The sequence below is a fragment of the Streptomyces sp. NBC_01210 genome (assembly GCF_036010325.1).
Lineage (GTDB): Bacteria > Actinomycetota > Actinomycetes > Streptomycetales > Streptomycetaceae > Streptomyces.
The window spans coordinates 6718291-6737680 of sequence record NZ_CP108549.1; the positions used below are offsets into that span (position 1 = coordinate 6718291).

General features: G+C 69.7%; 15 protein-coding genes. 11 read left to right on the forward strand and 4 right to left on the reverse strand.

Annotated elements, in window-relative coordinates:
• Positions 1-3: 3 nt before the first annotated feature.
• Positions 4-1029 (reverse strand): adenosine deaminase, encoded by a 1026-nt coding sequence (locus OG735_RS30735; RefSeq protein WP_327326375.1) that lies wholly within the window; start codon positions 1027-1029, stop codon positions 4-6.
• A gap of 107 nt (positions 1030-1136) precedes the next feature.
• Here OG735_RS30735 and OG735_RS30740 point away from each other — a divergent pair, with 107 nt between their 5' ends.
• Complete coding sequence (locus tag OG735_RS30740) at positions 1137-1916, forward strand: DUF4190 domain-containing protein (RefSeq protein WP_327326376.1); 780 nt, start codon at positions 1137-1139, stop codon at positions 1914-1916.
• On the opposite strand, the gene OG735_RS30745 is transcribed toward OG735_RS30740, so the two are convergent.
• Complete coding sequence (locus tag OG735_RS30745) at positions 1906-2469, reverse strand: NADAR family protein (RefSeq protein WP_327326377.1); 564 nt, start codon at positions 2467-2469, stop codon at positions 1906-1908. The two genes, OG735_RS30740 and OG735_RS30745, sit on opposite strands and share 11 nt — an antisense overlap.
• Positions 2470-2646: 177 nt before the next feature.
• On the opposite strand from OG735_RS30745, the gene OG735_RS30750 reads away from it, so the two are divergent.
• The 7 genes from OG735_RS30750 to OG735_RS30780 all read left to right on the forward strand — a co-directional run bounded on the left by OG735_RS30750 (position 2647) and on the right by OG735_RS30780 (position 11953).
• The gene (locus OG735_RS30750; RefSeq protein WP_327326378.1) at positions 2647-4161 is read left to right on the forward strand and encodes a gamma-aminobutyraldehyde dehydrogenase; all 1515 of its coding nucleotides are present in this window, start codon (positions 2647-2649) and stop codon (positions 4159-4161) included.
• Between the two features lie 103 nt (positions 4162-4264).
• Positions 4265-5512 carry an ABC transporter substrate-binding protein gene (locus OG735_RS30755; protein WP_327326379.1) on the forward strand — a complete coding sequence of 416 codons (1248 nt, stop codon included), beginning with the start codon at positions 4265-4267 and terminating at the stop codon, positions 5510-5512.
• Positions 5513-5551: 39 nt separating this feature from the next.
• Positions 5552-6703 (forward strand): ABC transporter ATP-binding protein, encoded by a 1152-nt coding sequence (locus OG735_RS30760; RefSeq protein WP_327326380.1) that lies wholly within the window; start codon positions 5552-5554, stop codon positions 6701-6703.
• Positions 6700-7635, forward strand: a complete 936-nt coding sequence (locus OG735_RS30765; protein WP_327326381.1) for an ABC transporter permease — start codon at positions 6700-6702, stop codon at positions 7633-7635. The genes OG735_RS30760 and OG735_RS30765 overlap by 4 nt, the downstream gene beginning before the upstream one ends.
• Complete coding sequence (locus OG735_RS30770) at positions 7635-8432, forward strand: ABC transporter permease (protein ID WP_327326382.1); 798 nt, start codon at positions 7635-7637, stop codon at positions 8430-8432. The genes OG735_RS30765 and OG735_RS30770 overlap by 1 nt, the downstream gene beginning before the upstream one ends.
• 20 nt (positions 8433-8452) lie before the next feature.
• The gene (locus OG735_RS30775) at positions 8453-9865 is read left to right on the forward strand and encodes an NAD(P)/FAD-dependent oxidoreductase (RefSeq protein WP_327326383.1); all 1413 of its coding nucleotides are present in this window, start codon (positions 8453-8455) and stop codon (positions 9863-9865) included.
• A 285-nt stretch (positions 9866-10150) separates the two neighbouring features.
• Positions 10151-11953 carry a chitinase gene (locus OG735_RS30780; RefSeq protein ID WP_327326384.1) on the forward strand — a complete coding sequence of 601 codons (1803 nt, stop codon included), beginning with the start codon at positions 10151-10153 and terminating at the stop codon, positions 11951-11953.
• Here the strand turns inward: OG735_RS30780 and OG735_RS30785 are convergent.
• Positions 11904-12494 (reverse strand): phosphatase PAP2 family protein, encoded by a 591-nt coding sequence (locus tag OG735_RS30785; RefSeq protein ID WP_327326385.1) that lies wholly within the window; start codon positions 12492-12494, stop codon positions 11904-11906. The two genes, OG735_RS30780 and OG735_RS30785, sit on opposite strands and share 50 nt — an antisense overlap.
• 330 nt (positions 12495-12824) lie before the next feature.
• Positions 12825-14159 (reverse strand): 4-aminobutyrate--2-oxoglutarate transaminase, encoded by a 1335-nt coding sequence (gabT, locus tag OG735_RS30790; protein WP_327326386.1) that lies wholly within the window; start codon positions 14157-14159, stop codon positions 12825-12827.
• Between the two features lie 259 nt (positions 14160-14418).
• Between gabT and OG735_RS30795 the strand changes: the two genes are divergently transcribed.
• The 3 genes from OG735_RS30795 (at position 14419) to OG735_RS30805 (ending at position 19267) form a co-directional block, all read left to right on the forward strand.
• Complete coding sequence (locus tag OG735_RS30795) at positions 14419-16542, forward strand: ATP-binding protein (protein ID WP_327326387.1); 2124 nt, start codon at positions 14419-14421, stop codon at positions 16540-16542.
• A gap of 114 nt (positions 16543-16656) precedes the next feature.
• Positions 16657-18219: a PucR family transcriptional regulator gene (locus OG735_RS30800; protein ID WP_327326388.1), complete on the forward strand. Its 1563-nt coding sequence runs from the start codon at positions 16657-16659 to the stop codon at positions 18217-18219.
• A gap of 151 nt (positions 18220-18370) precedes the next feature.
• Positions 18371-19267 (forward strand): EamA family transporter, encoded by an 897-nt coding sequence (locus tag OG735_RS30805; RefSeq protein ID WP_327328515.1) that lies wholly within the window; start codon positions 18371-18373, stop codon positions 19265-19267.
• Positions 19268-19390 lie beyond the last annotated feature (123 nt).

Genomic DNA, 19390 nt, shown 5'->3' on the forward strand with positions numbered 1-19390 from the left:
CGGTCAGCGGGCGAGCCAGGCGGCGGTGTACGAGTCGATCTCCGCGATGATCCGAGCCTTGCCGGCCTCGTCGAGGAAGGACGCCTCGACGGCGTTCTTGGCGAGGGCGGCGAGGCCGCGCTCGTCCAGCTCCAGCAGCCGTGCGGCGACCGCGTACTCGTTGTTGAGGTCGGTGCCGAACATCGGCGGGTCATCGCTGTTGATCGTCACCAGCACACCGGCCTCGACCATCTCCTTGATCGGGTGCTCGTCGAGGTCGGTGACGGCGCGGGTCGCGATGTTCGAGGTGGGGCAGACCTCTAGCGGGATGCGGTGCTCGGCGAGGTACGCCAGCAGCGCCGGATCCTGCGTGGCACTGGTGCCGTGGCCGATGCGCTCGGCGCCCAGCTCGTTCAGCGCGTCCCAGATGGTCTGCGGGCCGGTCGTCTCACCGGCGTGCGGCACGGAGTGCAGGCCCGCGGCGATGGCCCGGTCGAAGTACGGCTTGAACTGCGGCCGCTCCACCCCGATTTCGGGGCCGCCCAGACCGAAGGAGACCAGGCCCTCGGGGTGCAGATCCACCGCGAGGCGGGTCGTCTCCTCCGCGGCTTCGAGTCCGGCCTCGCCCGGAATGTCGAAGCACCAGCGCAGTACGACACCGAGCTCGGCCTCGGCCGCCTTGCGGGCGTCCTCGATCGCCACCATGAAGGCATCCTCGTCGATGCCGCGACGGGTCGAGCTGAACGGCGTGACGGTCAGCTCGGCATAGCGGATGTTCTGCCGAGCCATGTCCCGGGCGACCTCGAACGTGAGCAGTCGTACGTCCTCAGGGGTGCGGATCAGATCCACCACCGAGAGATAGACCTCGATGAAGTGCGCGAAGTCGGTGAAGGTGAAGTAATCGGCGAGCGCCTCGGGGTCGGTGGGGACCTTGGAGTCCGGGTGGCGGGCGGCCAGCTCGGCGACGATGCGCGGCGAGGCCGAGCCGACATGGTGAACGTGCAGTTCCGCCTTGGGAAGCCCCGCGATGAAGGGGTGCAGATCGGTCATCGGAGTCCTCCGTGTTCTGGGCCGCTCGGGTCAGGGATCATCGTAGGCGGCCGTTCGAGGACTGTGCGAAGGCCGTAGCATGACGGCGAACCACGATGGGGGAGAAGATGTCTGACAACCAGGCCCAGCCGCCCGGCGCGCCCGAGCCGCACGACCCGTGGGCTGCGCCGGAGAGCAGCGCGGCACAGGACAAGGTCCCGTTGGACAAGCCCGCCGCCACCCCGAGCCCGTCGGCGCCGTTCCTGCACAGCGAGCCGACGGTCACCTCGATGCCCGGCGTAGGACCCGCTGCCCAGACCGGCGCCGTGCCGCCGCCCCCGATAGCACCGGGCGGACCGGCCCAGCCCGCGGCGGGTCCCTACGGCTACCCGGCCGCTCCGGTCGGACCCGCCCAGCCCGCCGCGGGTGTCTACGGCTACCCCGCCGCCCCGAGCCTCCCGCAGCCCACCCCCGGTGTCGGTGATCCGTACGGCGGCTATCCCGGATACCCCGGATACCAGGCCTACGGCCAGAACGGCTGGCAGAGCGCCCCGGCGAACGGCATGGGCATCACCGCGATGGTGCTCGGCATCCTCTCCGTCTGTCTGTTCTGCCTGTACGGCGTTGTCGGGATCGTGCTGGGCGTGCTCGCCCTGATCTTCGGCATCATCGGCAGGAAGCGGGCGCAGCGCGGCGAGGCCACCAACGCCGGCATGGCCCTGTCCGGCATCATCCTCGGCATCATCGGCATCGTCATCGGCCTCGTCTTCATCGGCTTGATGGTCTGGGGGATCACCAACGCGTTCAACAAGGACAGGACCGAGGACACGGAGGACGTCTACGGCGACTACTCCAACTCCCTGGTGATCGACAACGCCCTGCCGGCGGTCGAGCGCGTCAGCCGCTAGCCGCAGCCGTCCCCGCCCGCAACTCCTCGCGCGCCTCCATCAGCGCGAACCCCAGCAGATTGAGCCCGCGCCAGCGCGCGGGATCCTGCGCCCGTTCGTCGTCAGCGGCCAGCCCGATGCCCCAGATCCGGTCCATCGGGCTGGCCTCGACGAGCACCCGGTCCCCTGTGGCCAGCAGAAAATCTCGCAGCTCGGCGTCCTGCCCGAACTTGTGCACACTGCCCGAGCGCACGATGCCGAACCGCTCGCGCTCCCATATCGCGTCGTCGAAACCGCGCACCAGCCGCCCGGCCCTCTTGGCCTCCGCAGGCGTGCGCGCCTCCAGCGCCCGCTGCTCCGCATTCGCGTCGCCGAAGAGCCGCGCCTTGGACGCCATCATCCAGTGCTCCGCGGTGGCGTACTGAATTCCGTCGACCACGAAGAGCGACGGCCACCACTGGCTCAGGCAGCTCGCGCCAATGCTCCCGTCCCGGCGCGGCGCATGCCCCCAGAACTGCAGATACTTGATTCTGTTCCCCTCGCTGACCTGCTTGATCAGCTCATCCATCCCCATGCACGCGAGTCTTGCATCCACCACTGACACTCCGTACCGGGATAGGCGGGTCGACGCGACACATGGTCGACCGATTCCGTCGCGTAATCAAAAGGCAACAACGGAATCCCTTGTTGGGTACGTCACTCTCTGCCAGGATCGGCAGTCAACTCGAGCTGGAACGACGGAGTGAGTTTCATGGACAACCGCTTCCAGGTGCAGGACCGCTACGCGGACGGTGCACAGTTCATCGGCGGGCGGCTGCAGCCCGGCACCTCAGGACATACGCAGGACATCGTGAACCCGGCGACCGGCGAGCTGATCCACGGCTACGAGCTGGCGGGGACCGCCGACGTCGACGCGGCCGTGGCTGCCGCCCGCGCGGCCTTCCCCGGCTGGGCGGGCGCCACCCCGGGCGAGCGCTCCGACGCCCTGCACCGCTTCGCGTCCGTGCTCGCCGAGCAGGCGGCCGACTTCGCGTATGCCGAGTCCCTGCAGTGCGGCAAGCCCATCAAACTCACCACCGAGTTCGACGTGCCCGGCACCGTCGACAACACCGCCTTCTTCGCCGGCGCGGCCCGCCATCTCCAAGGGCAGTCCGCGGGCGAGTACAGCGGTGACCACACCTCGTACGTACGCCGCGAGGCGATCGGTGTCGTCGGCTCCATCGCGCCCTGGAACTATCCGCTCCAGATGGCCGCCTGGAAGGTCCTGCCGGCCATCGCCGCGGGCAACACCATCGTGCTGAAGCCCGCCGAGATCACCCCGCTCACCTCGCTGATGTTCGCCGAGGCGGCGAAGGAGGCCGGGATTCCCGACGGCGTCGTCAATATCGTCAATGGCGCGGGCCGGGAAGCGGGCGAACACCTGGTGCGTCACCCGGACGTCGTCATGACCTCCTTCACCGGCTCCACCCCGGTCGGCAGGCGGGTCGCCGAGATCGCCACCGCCACCGTCAAACGCCTCCACCTCGAGCTGGGTGGCAAGGCTCCCTTCGTCGTCTTCGACGACGCCGACCTCGAGGCCGCGGTCAACGGAGCGGTCGCCGCCTCACTCATCAACTCCGGCCAGGACTGCACTGCCGCCACCCGCGCCTATGTCCAGCGGCCCCTGTACGACGCCTTCGTCGCCGGAGTCGCCGATCTGATGGCGACCGTCCGCCTCGGCGACCCCTTCGACCCGTCGACCGACCTCGGCCCGCTCGTCTCGCACCTCCAGCGCGACCGCGTCGCCGGCTTCGTCGACCGGGCACGCGCGTACGCCACCGTCGTCACCGGCGGCGAAGCGCCCCAGGGAGAACTGAAGGGCGGCGCGTACTACCGCCCCACCCTTGTCGCGGGCGCCGCCCAGGACAGCGAGATCGTCCAGTCCGAGATCTTCGGCCCGGTCCTGGTCGTGCTGCCCTTCGACTCCGACGACGAGGGCATCGCGCTGGCCAATGACACTCCCTACGGCCTCGCCGCCTCCGCCTGGAGCCGTGACGTCTTCCGCGCGAACCGCGCCACCCGCGAGATCAAGGCGGGCTGCGTCTGGGTCAACGACCACATCCCGATCATCAGCGAGATGCCGCACGGCGGCTACAAGGCCTCGGGCTTCGGAAAGGACATGTCGGCGTATTCCTTCGAGGAGTACACGCAGGTCAAGCATGTGATGTACGACAACACGGCGACAGTTCGCAAGGACTGGCACCGCACCATCTTCGGCGACCGCTAGCAGCTCAGCTCAGCTCAGCTTGGCCACCCCACCCCACCCCACCCCAGACCAGTCCAGCCCAGCGCCGCCCGACCAGCGGCACCATCCCGAAAGGGCACAGCGCATGGATCAGCACGAGCCGGACGTCCTGTCCGCGGCCCAACTCGCGGCGATGCGACGGAGCATCACCAGCGGCCGGGGCGCCCTCTCCCGGCGTGCGATGCTGCGCGCCGGCGGCATAGGCGCGCTCACCATTGGCGGACTCGCCTCCCTGAGCGCCTGCGGCATCCCGCCCGCCAAGCGCGAGGGCGGCGCGGAGGCCTCGGACGACCACTCGGACCAGGAGAAGCAGATCAGCTTCTCCAACTGGACCGAGTACATGGACGTCAGTGAGGACGAGAAGAGCCGTCCGACGCTCAATGAGTTCACCAAACGCACCGGGATCAAGGTCAAGTACACGGAGGACATCAACGACAACGTCGAGTTCTTCGGCAAGATCCAGCCGCAGCTCGCGGCTGGCCAGGACACCGGCCGTGACCTGATCAATGTCACGGACTGGCTGGCTGCCCGCATGATCCGGCTCGGCTGGGTGCAGAAGCTGGACCCGTCGCTGCTGCCGCACGCCTACGCCAATCTCTCCCCGCAGTTCCGCAGCCCGGACTGGGACCCGGGGCGCGCCTACTCCTACCCCTGGACCGGAATTCCGGCCGTCATCGCCTACAACGTCAAGGCGACCGGCGGCAAGAAGGTCGACTCCGTGACCCAACTGCTGGACGACCCGACCCTCAAGGGCCGGGTCAGCTTTCTCACCGAGATGCGCGACACGGTCGGCCTGACCCTGCTCGACCTGGGCAAGGACCCGGCCAAGGTCACCGACGCCGACTACGACGCCGCCATCAACCGGCTCCAGAAGGGCGTCGACAAGAAGCAGATCCGCCGCTTCACCGGCAACGACTACACCTCGGACCTCGACAAGGGTGACATCGCCGCCTGCGTCGCCTGGGCCGGTGACCTGATCCAGCTGCAGGCCGACAACCCCGACATCAAGTTCGCGATCCCGGCCGCCGGTTATATGACGGCCACCGACAATCTCCTGGTCCCGGCGCACGCCAGGCACCAGAAGAACGCCACCCGGCTCATCGACTACTACTACGAGCTCCCGGTGGCCGCACAGCTCGCCGCGTACATCAACTACGTGTGCCCGGTCGCCGGAGTCGGCCCCGAGCTCGCGAAGATCGACCCGGAGCTGGCCAAGAACCCGCTGATCATCCCGGACGCGGCCATGGCGGCCAAGTCCCACTCCTTCCGCTCGCTGAGCAGCAAGGAAGAGACGGCCTACGAAGAGAAGTTCGCCAAGCTCATCGGCGCCTGACCTGCCCTTCTCCCTCCGACACCACTGGGATCGCGACCCATGACCGAAAAGACAGAAGGCGGCGACGTCCGCCTCTCCGGGATCAGCAAGACTTATGGCTCCTTCACGGCCGTCCACCCGCTGGACCTGACCGTCCCGCAGGGCTCCTTCTTCGCCCTGCTCGGCGCCTCCGGGTGCGGGAAGACCACCACACTGCGGATGATCGCCGGACTGGAGGACCCGAGCACCGGGAGCGTCTTCCTCGGCGGCAAGGACGTCACCCACCTGCCGCCGTACAAGCGCCCGGTCAACACCGTCTTCCAGTCGTACGCGCTCTTCCCGCACCTCGACATCTACGAGAACGTCGCGTTCGGGCTGCGCCGCCGCGGCATCAAGTCGGTGAAGAAGCAGGTCGGCGACATGCTCGACCTCGTCGAGCTGGGCGACTTCGCCAAGCGCAAGCCGCATCAGCTCTCTGGCGGTCAGCAGCAGCGCGTCGCCGTCGCCCGCGCGCTCATCAACCACCCGCAGGTGCTGCTCCTCGACGAGCCGCTCGGCGCCCTCGACCTCAAGCTGCGCCGCCAGATGCAGCTCGAGCTCAAGCGCATCCAGACCGAGGTCGGCATCACATTCGTCCATGTCACCCACGACCAGGAAGAGGCCATGACCATGGCCGACACCATCGCGGTGATGAACGGCGGACGGGTCGAGCAGCTCGGCGCACCTGCCGAGCTCTACGAGAACCCACAGACCACCTTCGTCGCCAACTTCCTGGGCACCTCCAACCTCATCGAGGCCGAGGTCGCCCAGAACAGCGGCGGCGAAGTCGTCGTCACGGCCGCGGACGCCAAGCTGCGGCTGCCCGCCGAGCGCTGTGCCACCCAGCCCCGTACCGGCGGAAAGCTGCTGGTCGGCGTGCGCCCGGAGAAGATCTCGCTGGCGCACGCGGACGACGCGGGCACGATAGCCGACGGCCGCAACCGGTTCACCGGGAAGATCGCCGACTCCAGCTTCATCGGCGTCTCCACGCAGTTCGTCATCGACAGCCCGGTCTGTCCGGAGCTCGAGGTGTACGTACAGAACATCGAGCGGGACCCGCGTCTGGTCCCCGGCGCCGAGGTCGTCCTGCACTGGAACCCCGAGCACACCTTCGGTCTCGACGCGGCCCAGGACATCGACGCCGGTGTGGAGACGGTGGAGGAGACGCCATGACGGTCACCGAGGCACCGCCCGCCGCGCCGGTCCCCGAGCCGGTCGAGCCGGTCGTCCACAAACAGTCCGTCCGCCGGAAGCTGATCCCGTACTGGTTGCTGCTGCCCGGCATCCTGTGGCTGGTCGTCTTCTTCGCGCTGCCGATGGTCTACCAGGCCTCGACCTCCGTGCAGACGGGGTCGCTGGAGGAGGGCTTCAAGGTCACCTGGCACGTCCAGACCTACTGGGACGCGCTCACCGAGTACTACCCGCAGTTCCTGCGCTCGGTGCTGTACGCCGGCACGGCCACGATCCTGTGTCTGCTGCTCGGTTACCCGCTCGCGTATCTGATCGCGTTCAAGGCGGGCCGCTGGCGCAATCTGCTGCTGGTCCTGGTCATCGCGCCGTTCTTCACCAGCTTCCTGATCCGTACGCTCGCCTGGAAGACGATCCTCGCGGACGGCGGACCGGTGGTGGACGTCCTGAACAGCGTCGGCTTCCTGGACGTCACCAGCTGGCTCGGAATGACCGAGGGGAACCGGCTGCTCGCCACTCCGCTCGCGGTGGTCTGCGGACTCACGTACAACTTCCTGCCGTTCATGGTCCTGCCGCTGTACACCTCACTGGAGCGGATCGACCCACGGCTCCACGAGGCGGCGGGCGATCTGTACGCGAAGTCGTCCACCACCTTCCGCAAGGTGACCTTCCCGCTGTCCATGCCGGGCGTCGTCTCCGGAACACTGCTGACCTTCATCCCGGCCAGCGGCGACTACGTCAACGCCGAACTGCTCGGCTCCACGGACACCAAGATGGTCGGCAACGTCATCCAGTCGCAGTTCCTGAGGGTGCTCGACTATCCGACCGCGGCCGCGCTGTCCTTCATTCTCATGGCGGTCGTGCTGATCATGGTCACCGTCTACATCCGCCGGGCCGGGACGGAGGATCTCGTCTGATGCGTTGGATACGACAGAACCTTGTGGTCATCGCGGGACTGCTCACGCTCGCTTACATGATCCTGCCGAACATCGTCGTGATGGTGTTCTCGTTCAACAAGCCGGCCGGCCGCTTCAACTACGCCTGGCAGGAGTTCTCCACCGACGCCTGGAAGGACCCGTGCGGTGTCGCCGATATGTGCGGCTCGCTCTCGCTCTCCCTCCAGATCGCCCTCTGGGCCACGATCGGCTCCACCCTCCTCGGTTCGATGATCGCCTTCGCGCTGGTCCGCTACCGCTTCCGGGCGCGCGGCGCGATCAACTCACTGATCTTCCTGCCGATGGCGATGCCCGAGGTGGTCATGGCCGCCTCGCTGCTCACGCTCTTCCTCAACCTGGGTGCGGAGCTGGGCTTCTGGACCATCCTCATCGCGCACACCATGTTCTGTCTGAGCTTCGTGGTGGTGGCGGTCAAGGCGCGTGTGCTGTCGATGGACCCCCGCCTCGAGGAGGCGGCCCGCGACCTCTATGCCGGACCTGTGCAGACGTTCGTACGGGTGACGCTGCCGATCGCCGCTCCCGGCATCGCTGCCGGTGCGATGCTCGCGTTCGCGCTCTCGTTCGACGACTTCATCATCACCAACTTCAACTCGGGCAACACCGTCACCTTCCCCATGTTCGTGTGGGGCTCGGCCCAGCGCGGTACGCCCGTCCAGATCAACGTCATCGGCACGGCCATGTTCGTCATCGCCGTACTGGTCGTGGTCACCGGCCAGCTCATCAGCAGCCGGCGGAAGAACAGCGCACTGCTCAAGTAGCCCCTGAAGGAGTGGAAACCATGGCCCCAGCTGCCATGACCTTTGCCTCATCACTCTCCGACGCCCAGCCCGTCTCCTATTGGCTGGACGACCCCGCAAAGCCGGGAGCACTGCCCGCACTCACCGGCGACGAGCGCTGCGACCTCCTTGTCGTCGGCGGCGGCTACAGCGGACTGTGGACCGCGCTGCTGGCCAAGGAGCGCGACCCCGCGCGGGATGTCGTACTGATCGAAGGGCGCGAGGTGGGCTGGGCCGCCTCGGGCCGCAACGGCGGCTTCTGCGCCGCCTCCCTCACCCACGGCTTCGGCAACGGACTCGCCCGCTGGCCCGGTGAGCTGGCCAAGCTCGAGGAGCTCGGCGACCGCAATCTCGACGCCATCGAGGCTGCGGTCGCCAGGTACGGCTTCGACTGTGACTTCGAGCGCACCGGTGAGATCGACGTCGCCACCGAGCCGTACCAGCTCGAAGAGCTCCACCAGATGTTTGAGGAGGCGACCGGGCTGGGCTTCACCGGCCTCGAATTCCTCGACCAGGACGCGCTGCGCGCCGAGGTGAACTCCCCGACCTTCCTCGGCGGGCTCTGGGACCGGCGCGGCGTCGCCATGCTGCACCCGGCGAAGCTCGCCTGGGGTCTGAAGCAGGCCTGTATGGACCTCGGCGTACGCGTCTACGAGAACACCCGCGGCCTGGACCTCACGGCGTCCGGCGCCGGCATGTCGGTCCGCACCCCGTACGGCCGGGTCTTCGCCCACCGGGTCGCGCTCGGTACGAACGTCTTCCCGTCGCTGGTCAAGCGGCTGCGCCCGTACACCGTCCCGGTCTACGACTACGCCTTGATGACCGAACCGCTCAGCGCGGAGCAGCTCGGCGCGATCGGCTGGAAGAGGCGGCAGGGACTCGGCGACAGCGCGAACCAGTTCCACTACTTCCGGATCACCGCCGACCACCGCATCCTGTGGGGCGGTTACGACGCGATCTATCCGTACGGCGGCAAGGTCAGCGCCGAAATGGACCACCGGCCGGAGACCTATCTCAAGCTCGCCGAACACTTCTTCCGCTGCTTCCCGCAGCTGGAGGGGCTGCGCTTCAGCCATGCCTGGGGCGGCGCGATCGACACCTGCTCGCGTTTCTCCGCCTTCTTCGGGACGGCGCACGGCGGCAAGGTCGCCTATGCAGCCGGGTTTACGGGACTCGGCGTCGGCGCCACCCGCTTCGGCGGGGACGTCATGCTCGACCTCCTCTCCGGCGAGCGGACCGAGCGCACCGAGCTGGAGATGGTGCGCAGCAAGCCGCTGCCGTTCCCGCCCGAGCCCGTCGCCTGGGCCGGTATCGGACTCACCAAATGGGCCCTGGCCAGGGCGGATGCCAACGGTGGCCGCCGCAACGTGTGGCTTCGGACCCTGGACAGGCTCGGCCTCGGCTTCGACAGCTAGGTCGTCTCGATCGATGCGATCGCGCTTTCCACGATCGTGCCTGCCCACCAGTACGCGGCCGGGCCCGCAAAAACGGGCCCCGGCCAGCAGTTCGGCGTCCAGCACGGTGGGGTGGCGGAGGGCGGCGGCGATGGTGTGCCGGGAGCCGGCAGCGAAGCGGCTCAGGCAGCCGGCTCGGGTTGAGTGAGGGGCGGGAGCGCCGCCAGAGGTCTTGACAACCGCATTGGTCTGGACCATGTTGTGCGCGTCGCTCCCCCTCCATTCCCCCCATGCCCGGAGGCAGTTGTGCACCGCACCAGACTCTTGGCCGCTCTGTCGGCGGCCGCTCTCGCCCTCAGCGGACTCGTCGCCACGGCATCGTCCGCCGGAGCGGCCGACACCGAACTCGCCCGCAACGGTGGCTTCGAGACCGGCCTCACCGGCTGGAGTTGTACGGCGGGCAGCGGCGCGGCCGTCAACTCGCCGACCCACAGCGGCAGTTCCGCACTCAAGGCCACCCCGGCGGGCAGTGACAACGCCAACTGCAGCCAGACGGTCACCGTCAAGCCGAACTCCGACTACACGCTCAGCGGCTGGGTCCAGGGCAGTTACGCCTACCTCGGCGCAGCCGGCACCGGCACCACCGACGTCTCCACCTGGACCTCCTCGGCACCCAGCTGGCAGCGGCTGTCGACCACGTTCCGTACGGGCACGTCGACCACCTCGGTCACGATCTACACCCACGGCTGGTACGGCACCCCCGCCTACTACGCCGACGATCTCTCACTGCTCGGGCCGGGCGGCGACCCGGTCCGGATACCGGCCGCCCCCACCGGCCTGTCCGCCGGCGCCCCCGGCTCCACCTCCGTACCCCTGACCTGGTCCGCATCCTCGGGCGCCACCTCGTACAACGTCTACCGGGGCGGCGCCAAGGTCCTTGATGTCAGCGGGACTTCGGCCACCGTCACCGGTCTCGCCCCCTCCACGGCGTACAGCTTCCAGGTGTCCGCGGCCAACGAGGCCGGCGAGTCCACGAAGTCGTCGGCGATCACCGCGACCACCACGGCGGGCGGTGGCGGCAGCGGCGGCGAACTCCCCGCCCATGCTCTCGTCGGCTATCTGCACGCCGGCTTCGCCAACGGCTCCGGCTATACGCGCATGGCCGATGTGCCCGACTCCTGGGACGTCATCAACCTGGCCTTCGGCGAACCGACTTCGGTCACCTCGGGCGATATCCGCTTCAGCCTCTGCCCGGCCACCGAATGCCCGAACGTCGAGTCCGCCGCCGACTTCAAGGCGGCCGTCAAGGCCAAGCAGGCCGCGGGCAAGAAGGTCCTGATCTCCATCGGCGGCCAGAACGGCCAGGTGCAGCTCGCCACCACGGCCGCCCGTGACACCTTCGTCTCCTCCGTCTCGAAGATCATCGACGAGTACGGGCTCGACGGCCTGGACATCGACTTCGAGGGCCACTCCCTCTCCCTGAACACCGGCGACACGGACTTCCGCTCGCCGACTTCGCCGGTGATCGTCAATCTGATCTCGGCGGTCAAGACTCTCAAGGCCAAGTACGGCTCGAAGTTCGTCCTGACGATGGCCCCGGAGACATTCTTCGTCCAGCTCGGCTACCAGTACTACGGCTCGGGCCCCTGGGGCGGGCAGGACCCGCGCGCCGGCGCGTACCTCCCGGTCATCCACGCCCTGCGCGACGACCTCACCCTGCTGCATGTCCAGGACTACAACTCGGGCTCGATCATGGGCCTGGACAACCAGTACCACTCGATGGGCGGAGCGGACTTCCACATCGCCATGACCGACATGCTGCTGACCGGCTTCCCGGTCGCCGGCGACACCACCAAGGTCTTCCCCGCCCTGCGCCCGGAGCAGGTCGCCATCGGTCTGCCCGCCTCCACCCAGGCGGGCAACGGCCACACCGCGCCCGCCGAGGTGAACAAGGCGCTGGACTGCCTGACCAGGAAGACCAACTGCGGCTCGTACCAGACCCATGGCACCTGGCCGGCGCTGCGCGGCCTGATGACCTGGTCGATCAACTGGGACCGCTTCAACCAGTGGGAGTTCTCGAAGAACTTCGACGCGTATTTCGGAGGCTGAACGGGAACAGGATCATCCCGCAGAGGCACCAGCTGCCGATGACGTCCAGCGGCCAGTGATAGCCGCGCAGGACAAGTCCGATGCCCGTCGCCAGGGTGAGCACCAGGGCGACGGGCATCGCCCATCGGCGCTTCAGATCCGGGCTGAGGAGCAGCGCGGCGCCGCAGTAGGCCACCATCGCGGTCGCCGTATGGCCGGACGGGTAGAAGCCGCCCGCCTCGGTGAGCGGGCCCTGGCGGTCGATCACCGCCTTAAGCGGCGAGACGAGCACAGGGACCGTGACCATGGCGAGGACGGCGTACAGCGCCGCGAAGCGCCGGCCGCGCCACAGCGCGTACGCCACGGCCGCGGCCAGAACAGGAAGCGCGACCTGCGTACTGCCGAGGTCGGAGAGCTGATCGGTCAGTGCCCGGGGCGCATGGCCGACGATCCGCAGTTCCACGCGCTCATCGAGGGACCGCAGCGGACCATCGGCAGCCACCTGCCAGGTGATCACAGCGAAGAGAACGGCACACAGGGCCAGAAGAACCGGCGGGGCCACAAGAAAAAGAGTCGGCCGCCTCGGAACAGGGGGGGTGGTTCCGAGGTGACCGACTGGACCGGTTTGCCGCGCGCCCCGGGGGGTTTGGGGCGGGCGGCCATCCGATCGGTGAGGAGTTCCGGAGCCGGAGGCCCCAGTGGTGTGCGCGAGGGCACGTCCGAGGCGAGGCTGGGGAGGCTCCGCCCTGGAGTCGCCCGCAGTCCCCTGCGAGCGGGGTGTTTCTCTCATCTGCAAAAACCGTACGGCAGGGGCGGGGGGACCGACAGGCGGATCTCCATCCCGCCATCGGCCCCCCACAGAGTCTTCACAGGCCCCGACCGTTCCCCTTGGTCACACGCCCGCGAAGGCCTGCTCGATGATGTCCAGACCCTCGTTGAGCAGGTCCTCACCGATCACCAGCGGGGGCAGGAAGCGCAGCACATTGCCGTACGTACCGCAGGTGAGCACCAGCAGACCCTCGGCGTGGCAGGCCTTGGCGAGTGCGGCGGCCGCGGCCGCGTTCGGCTCCTTGGTGGCGCGGTCCTTGACCAGCTCGATCGCGATCATCGCGCCGCGGCCGCGGATGTCGCCGATGATGTCGTACTTCTCGGCAATCGCGGTGAGGCGGCCCTTCATGACCTCCTCGATGCGCTTGGCCTTGCCGTTGAGGTCGAGCTCCTTCATCGTCTCGATGGCGCCGAGCGCACCGGCGCAGGCCACCGGGTTACCGCCGTACGTACCGCCGAGGCCGCCCGCGTGCGGGGCGTCCATGATCTCGGCGCGACCCGTCACGGCAGCGAGCGGCAGACCGCCCGCGATGCCCTTGGCGGTGGTGATCAGGTCCGGGACGATGCCCTCGTCCTCACAGGCGAACCACTGGCCGGTCCGGCAGAAGCCGGACTGGATCTCGTCCGCCACGAACACGATCCCGTTGTCCTTGGCGAACTGCGAGATGGCCGGCAGGAAGCCCTTGGCCGGCTCGATGAAACCGCCCTCGCCGAGGACCGGCTCAATGATGATCGCGGCGACGTTCTCCGCGCCGATCTGCTTGTTGATCATGTCGATGGCCTGCGCGGACGCCTCGGCGCCGGCGTTCTCCGGACCGGTGAGCCAGCGGTAGCCGTACGCGACGGGGACGCGGTACACCTCGGGCGCGAACGGTCCGAAGCCCTGCTTGTACGGCATGTTCTTGGCGGTCAGCGCCATCGTCAGGTTGGTGCGGCCGTGGTAGCCGTGGTCGAACACCACGACCGCCTGGCGCTTGGTGTAGGCACGCGCGATCTTGACGGCGTTCTCGACGGCCTCGGCGCCGGAGTTGAACAGCGCCGACTTCTTCGCGTGGTCACCCGGCGTCAGCTCGGCCAGAGCCTCGGCGACCTCGACGTAACCCTCGTAGGGCGTGACCATGAAACAGGTGTGGGTGAAGTCGGCGAGCTGCGCGGAGGCGCGGCGTACGACGGCCTCGGCGGAGGCACCGACGGAGGTCACGGCGATGCCGGAACCGAAGTCGATGAGGCGGTTGCCGTCCACGTCCTCGATGACACCGCCGCCGGCCCGGGCGGTGAAGACGGGCAGCACGGACCCCACACCACTGGCGACCGCGGCGGTACGGCGGGCCTGCAGCTCGATCGACTTCGGGCCGGGGATGGCGGTGACGACGCGGCGCTCCTGCGGGATTGCGGTCATGAGGGGCTCCTGGGGGTGTTCCGGACGCAACTTCTCTTTCTCCGCAGGCTAGGCGCGAGGAAGGGGGCCGGGCATGCTCCGTTCGGGAGTGTTGGGCACAAGCCGTTGTCCCCGACGGACAAGGACACCCGTGGCTCGGTCATCCGTACGTGCCGGGTCCCGGTACCGCGACACCACCCGGATCGGTGAACTCCCTTCAGCGGGGCACTAGATTGGCCGGTGCACAGAGCGGGCCTGGCTGGTCAGGGGGCAGCAGTTCATGGATTCCGAAGGCACTTTCGACGCACGCGGCGCACGGTCCGATCCGGTGCCACGTCCCGCCGGGCCGCCACCCTCAGTGCCGCCCGCCGCGGCGCCCGGGATCCCCGCGCTGCCCGGTCACGCTCCCACCACCCGCCCCGCCGTCGTCGACTGGCTGCGCACCCCCCGCCCGGCCGCCGACCCCGGCATCTGGCGCCTCGGCCACCGCGCCCGCCCCGACGAGGAGCCCGAGCTCGTTCCCGCCCGCCGTCTCTTCGCCGGCGCCGTCATCGCGCTGCTCAGCGGCTGGCTGCTGTGGTCGCTCCTGTGGAACGGCTACCTCGGCCGCTACTGGATCTGGCCCCTCCTCGTACTGACCCCGGACTCCTGGCGCTCCGACCCGCCCACCTGGGCCACCGCCAGCTACATCTACTACGCGATCGTCGGCGGCGGCCTGCTGGTGTTCTTCGCCCGGATCGGCCATGTACCGGAGATCTGGAACCGGTACGTGCGCCGCGCCGACAAGCCCGTCACCGCCCCGCCGCCCCGGCCCGAGGCCGACCCCGCCGACTGGCCCGACCTGCGCACCGCGGGCCTCACCGATGCGGCGAAGAGCCTCGCCGAAGCCACCCGCGCCGGTCTGCTCGGCGATGTCGACTACGCCAGGATCCGGCGTGCCTGGCAGGGCGTGCACGCCAGGCCCGAGCGGCTCGCCGCCTTCACCGACACGGTGCGCAAGCACGGCGCGGCCGCCTGCGCCCACCCCTCAGGCGTACGCGACCTGCCGCTCCGTACCGCCACCCACGATCTCGCCACCGCACAGGTCAAGATCGGCACCGCGGTGGACGACATCCGAAACCCCTATCCGCGCCGCACCACCGGCGTGGCTCTGGAGCCCGCGCTGCTCGGCACCTCGCTGCTCGCCGTCGGGCCCTCCGGATCCGGCAAGAGTGTGCGCCTGGTGCGGCCCGTCGTCGAGTCGATGTGCCTGCTCGCGCTCGCCAACCGCGCCGCCGTCGTCGCCGTCACGGCGTACGGCACCGGCCTCGCCCCGGACGACGCCTTCGACCTCGTCATCGCCGTCGGCCGCCCCGACTCCACCCACGACCTCGACCTCTACGGCGGCGCCGACGACCCCGACGAGGCCGCCAGGATGCTCGCCGAGGCACTCGTCGGCGATCTCGCCGCCACCCTTCCCGGCGGCGACAGCAGGCGCGCCGCCACCGCGCTGGCCCAGCTCATCGGGCCGTACCAGTGCGTCCACGGCCACTTCCCCGCCGTTCCGGAGCTGCGTGAACTCCTCGGCGGCGCACCCGCCGCCGTCGGCGCGCTGCGCACCGCCCTGGAGACCGGGTCCGACCCCGGCGCCGCAGCCCAGCTGCGTGAACTGGACGCCCGTGAGCGGCAGTCGGCCCGCGCCGACGACATCGGCGTACTGCTCGCCGAGCGGATCGCCTTCCTGGACCGGCCCGCGTTCGCGCACTTCTTCCGTACGGACGGCGGCGGCCGGCAGTTCTCGCTGCGCGCCATCGAGCACCCGCTGCGGGTCCGTGTCGACCTGCCCGAGCGCGGCCACGCCGAGGCCTCACGGATCGTCGCGCGCCTGGTGCTCGCCCAGTTCACCGAGGCCGCGCTCAGCCGCTCGGACAGGTCGCTGTTCGCCTGTCTGGTGCTGGACGACGCGACGTACACCGTGACCGCCGACTCGGTGCGCTCGGTCCAGCGGCTGCGCTCCGCCAACGCCGGGGTGGTGCTGGCGCTGCGCACCCTGGAGGACGTGCCGGAGCCGCTGCGCGGCCCGCTGCTCGGCGCGGTCGGCTGCCGGATGGCGTTCGCCGGCCTCGCTCCCTGGGACGGCGGCCGGTTCGCCGAGACCTGGGGCACCGAATGGGTGCAGACCCGGGACGTCACCAACCGGCAGATCATCTCCGACGAGCCCGTCACCAAGGCGCTGCACATCATGCGCCGCCTGGTCACCGGCAAGGCGGCCACCTCCGAGGCGATCACGGTGCGGGAGGTCGAGCGCGCCCGCTGGTCGGCGTCCGACCTCGCGCACGCCGTGCCCGCGGGGCACGCGGTGCTCTCGCTGACGACCGTACGAGGCGAACACGCGCCGCCCCTGCTGGTGGATCTGCGCACCTGACCGGCTCCCGGAACTGCTACGCCCTGGCAGAATCGGTGTACGCCGTTCATACGGGACGGCGAAATCCTCCGCGCTTCTGCCTGCGCGCCTCTGCTCGAAGGGCCCACGGTCCCCATGCCGCCCACGCTCGCCTCGCTTGTCCAGCACTCGGCGCTCAAACTCACCGTGCGTGCCGGGGAGGACCGGCTCGAGACGCCGGTGCGCTGGGCGCATGTCAGTGAGCTCGCCGACCCCGTGCCGTACATGGAGGGCGGCGAGCTGCTGCTCGTCACGGCGATGACGCTGGACGCCGAGGACCTTGAGGCGATGCGCCGCTATGTGCGCAGGCTGGTGGGCGCGGGCGTCGTCGGGCTCGGTTTCGCGGTCGGCGTGTACTACGAGGACATCCCGGAGGCTCTCGTCGAGGCGGCGAAGGAGGAGGGGTTCCCGCTCCTCGCCGTGCCACGCCGCACTCCCTTCCTCGCGATCAGCAAGGCGGTCTCCGCGGCGAACGCGGCCGACCAGTACCGGGCGGTGACAGCCGGTTTCGAGGCGCAGCGGGAGCTGACGCGCGCCGCCCTCGCCGAGGGCCCCGACGCGGTCGTCGCCCGTCTCGCCGCGCATATCGACGGCTGGGCGGCGTTGTACGACGCCTCCGGCGCGGTCGTCGCCGCCGCGCCCGAATGGGCCACGCGCCGGGCCGCCAGGCTCACCGGCGACGTGGAGCGGCTGCGCGAGCGGTCCGCGCCCGCGAGCGCCGTCGTCGGCGACACGGAGGACCGCGTCGAGCTGCAGTCGCTCGGCAGCGGCCGCCGTGTGCGCGGCGCGCTGGCCGTCGGCACGGGTGCCCCGCTGGGCACGGCCGAGCGGTACGCCGTGCACTCCGCCGTCGCCCTGCTGACCCTCTCCACGGAGCGCTCGCGCGCGCTCCAGGCGGCGGAACAGCGGCTCGGCGCGGCCGTGCTGCGGATGCTGCTCTCCGGCCAGCAGGACCACGCCCGTGCGGTCGCCGGCGATCTGTACGGCGGCCTGCTCGACGCGCCCTTCCGGCTGGTGATCGCCGAACCCGCCGGAGATCCGGACCCCGCGAGCGAGCATCCGCTCCTCGCGTTCGCCGAGTCACTGGAGTCGGCGGCGGCGCGGGCCGGCGAGGCGGTGCTCGTGGTACCGGACAGCGACGACCGGCTGGTGGTGCTGGCCGCGGACGGCGGCGCGGTCGTCGCGGCGTGCACCTCCGCCTACGCCGACAAGGAGGCCGAGGACGCCGAGGTTGTCGTCGGCCTCTCGGCGCCGACCGGACCCATAGCGGCGGCGGGCGCCTACAAACAGTCCGAGCAGGCGCTCTCGGTCGCCCGGCGACGCGGCCGCGCTCTGGTCGAGCACGAGGAGCTGGCGGCCGGATCGATCCTCCCGCTGCTCGCCGACGACGCCGTACGCGCCTTCGCGGACGGAATGCTGCGCGCGCTGTACGAACACGACGCGACCGGCCGCGGAGACCTCGTCGCCTCGCTGCGCGCCTGGCTCTCGCGCCACGGCCAGTGGGACGCTGCCGCCGCCGACCTCGGCGTACACCGTCATACGCTGCGCTACCGGATGCGCAGGGTCGAGGAGATCCTGGGCCGCTCGCTCGACGACCCGGACGTCCGGATGGAGCTGTGGCTGGCGCTGAAGACGACATCGGCGGCCGCGGCCGAGTAGCAGTCGGGTGCAGGATTTTTCCGTTTCGTGCCCGAAGTCGGGCAAAATCATTGGTGATTGACCGCTGGACTGCCTAAGGTCCTGCCTCGTGGCCACCAACTCCAGCCCTCCTGAGGCCGGCACCTCCGCCGCCCGTACCGCTGTCGCACCCCTGCCCGAGCGCCGGACTTCCGGAGCCGTCTGGGTCGCGCTCGCCATCGTGTACGTCGTCTGGGGCTCCACCTACCTCGGCATACGCATCGTCGTCGAGACCATGCCGCCGTTCCTCTCCGCCGGAGTGCGCTTCATCCTGGCGGGCCTGATCCTGGCCGGGCTCGTGGCCTGGCGGCAGGGGACCTCGGCGCTCAAGGTCAACCGCGTCCAGCTCGCCTCGGCCGCCGTGGTCGGTCTGCTGCTCCTGCTCGGCGGCAACGGCCTCGTCGTGCTTGCCGAGACCTCCGTGCCCTCCGGGCTCGCCGCCCTGCTGATCGCCGTTGTGCCCGCCTGGGTGGTCGTGCTGCGCAGGGCCTTCGGCGAGCGGCCCGGCCTCGGCGCGTACCTGGGCGTCCTCCTCGGCCTGGTGGGCCTCGCCGTGCTGACCCTGCCCGGCCTCAGCGGCGACGTACGCCTGTGGGGCGTTCTCACCGTCATCGCGGGGACCGTCATGTGGTCGGTGGGCTCCTTCTCCTCCTCGAAGATCCCCATGCCGAAGAACCCCTTCGCGGCCAGTGCGTACGAGATGGTCGCGGGCGGCATCGGCTGCCTGCTGGTGGGACTCGGCCGCGGCGAGCAGCACGGTTTCGTACTCGGCGAGGTCTCCGCCCGTTCCTGGACCGCCCTCGGCTATCTCGTCGTCTTCGGCTCGCTCGTCGCGTTCACGGCGTACGCCTGGCTGCTGCACTCCGCGCCGCTGTCCCTTGTCGCGACCTACGCGTACGTCAACCCGGTCGTTGCCGTCCTCCTCGGCGCGCTGATCCTCAACGAACAGCTGAGCTGGCCGATCGCCGTCGGCGGCGCGGTCGTAGTGGCGGGCGTCTGCCTGATCGTGTCGACGGAACGCCGCCGCTGAGGCAACTCCGGGGGTCGCCCCCCCCGCAACCCCGTACGGCCTTCGGCCGTGTCTTCGCCGGACGGGCCGGAAATGCCGGCCCAGCCGCATTCCGCCGTGCCGGCGTTTGAGGTGCGGGGTCCG

What these genes read in the sequence shown, in the direction of transcription:
- OG735_RS30735 (WP_327326375.1), bottom strand. Translation starts at nt 1,029, where the DNA reads ATGACCGATCTGCACCCCTTCATCGCGGGGCTTCCCAAGGCGGAACTG.
- OG735_RS30740 (WP_327326376.1), top strand. Translation starts at nt 1,137, where the DNA reads ATGTCTGACAACCAGGCCCAGCCGCCCGGCGCGCCCGAGCCGCACGAC.
- OG735_RS30745 (WP_327326377.1), bottom strand. Translation starts at nt 2,469, where the DNA reads ATGGGGATGGATGAGCTGATCAAGCAGGTCAGCGAGGGGAACAGAATC.
- OG735_RS30750 (WP_327326378.1), top strand. Translation starts at nt 2,647, where the DNA reads ATGGACAACCGCTTCCAGGTGCAGGACCGCTACGCGGACGGTGCACAG.
- OG735_RS30755 (WP_327326379.1), top strand. Translation starts at nt 4,265, where the DNA reads ATGGATCAGCACGAGCCGGACGTCCTGTCCGCGGCCCAACTCGCGGCG.
- OG735_RS30760 (WP_327326380.1), top strand. Translation starts at nt 5,552, where the DNA reads ATGACCGAAAAGACAGAAGGCGGCGACGTCCGCCTCTCCGGGATCAGC.
- OG735_RS30765 (WP_327326381.1), top strand. Translation starts at nt 6,700, where the DNA reads ATGACGGTCACCGAGGCACCGCCCGCCGCGCCGGTCCCCGAGCCGGTC.
- OG735_RS30770 (WP_327326382.1), top strand. Translation starts at nt 7,635, where the DNA reads ATGCGTTGGATACGACAGAACCTTGTGGTCATCGCGGGACTGCTCACG.
- OG735_RS30775 (WP_327326383.1), top strand. Translation starts at nt 8,453, where the DNA reads ATGGCCCCAGCTGCCATGACCTTTGCCTCATCACTCTCCGACGCCCAG.
- gabT (WP_327326386.1), bottom strand. Translation starts at nt 14,159, where the DNA reads ATGACCGCAATCCCGCAGGAGCGCCGCGTCGTCACCGCCATCCCCGGC.
- OG735_RS30795 (WP_327326387.1), top strand. Translation starts at nt 14,419, where the DNA reads ATGGATTCCGAAGGCACTTTCGACGCACGCGGCGCACGGTCCGATCCG.
- OG735_RS30800 (WP_327326388.1), top strand. Translation starts at nt 16,657, where the DNA reads ATGCCGCCCACGCTCGCCTCGCTTGTCCAGCACTCGGCGCTCAAACTC.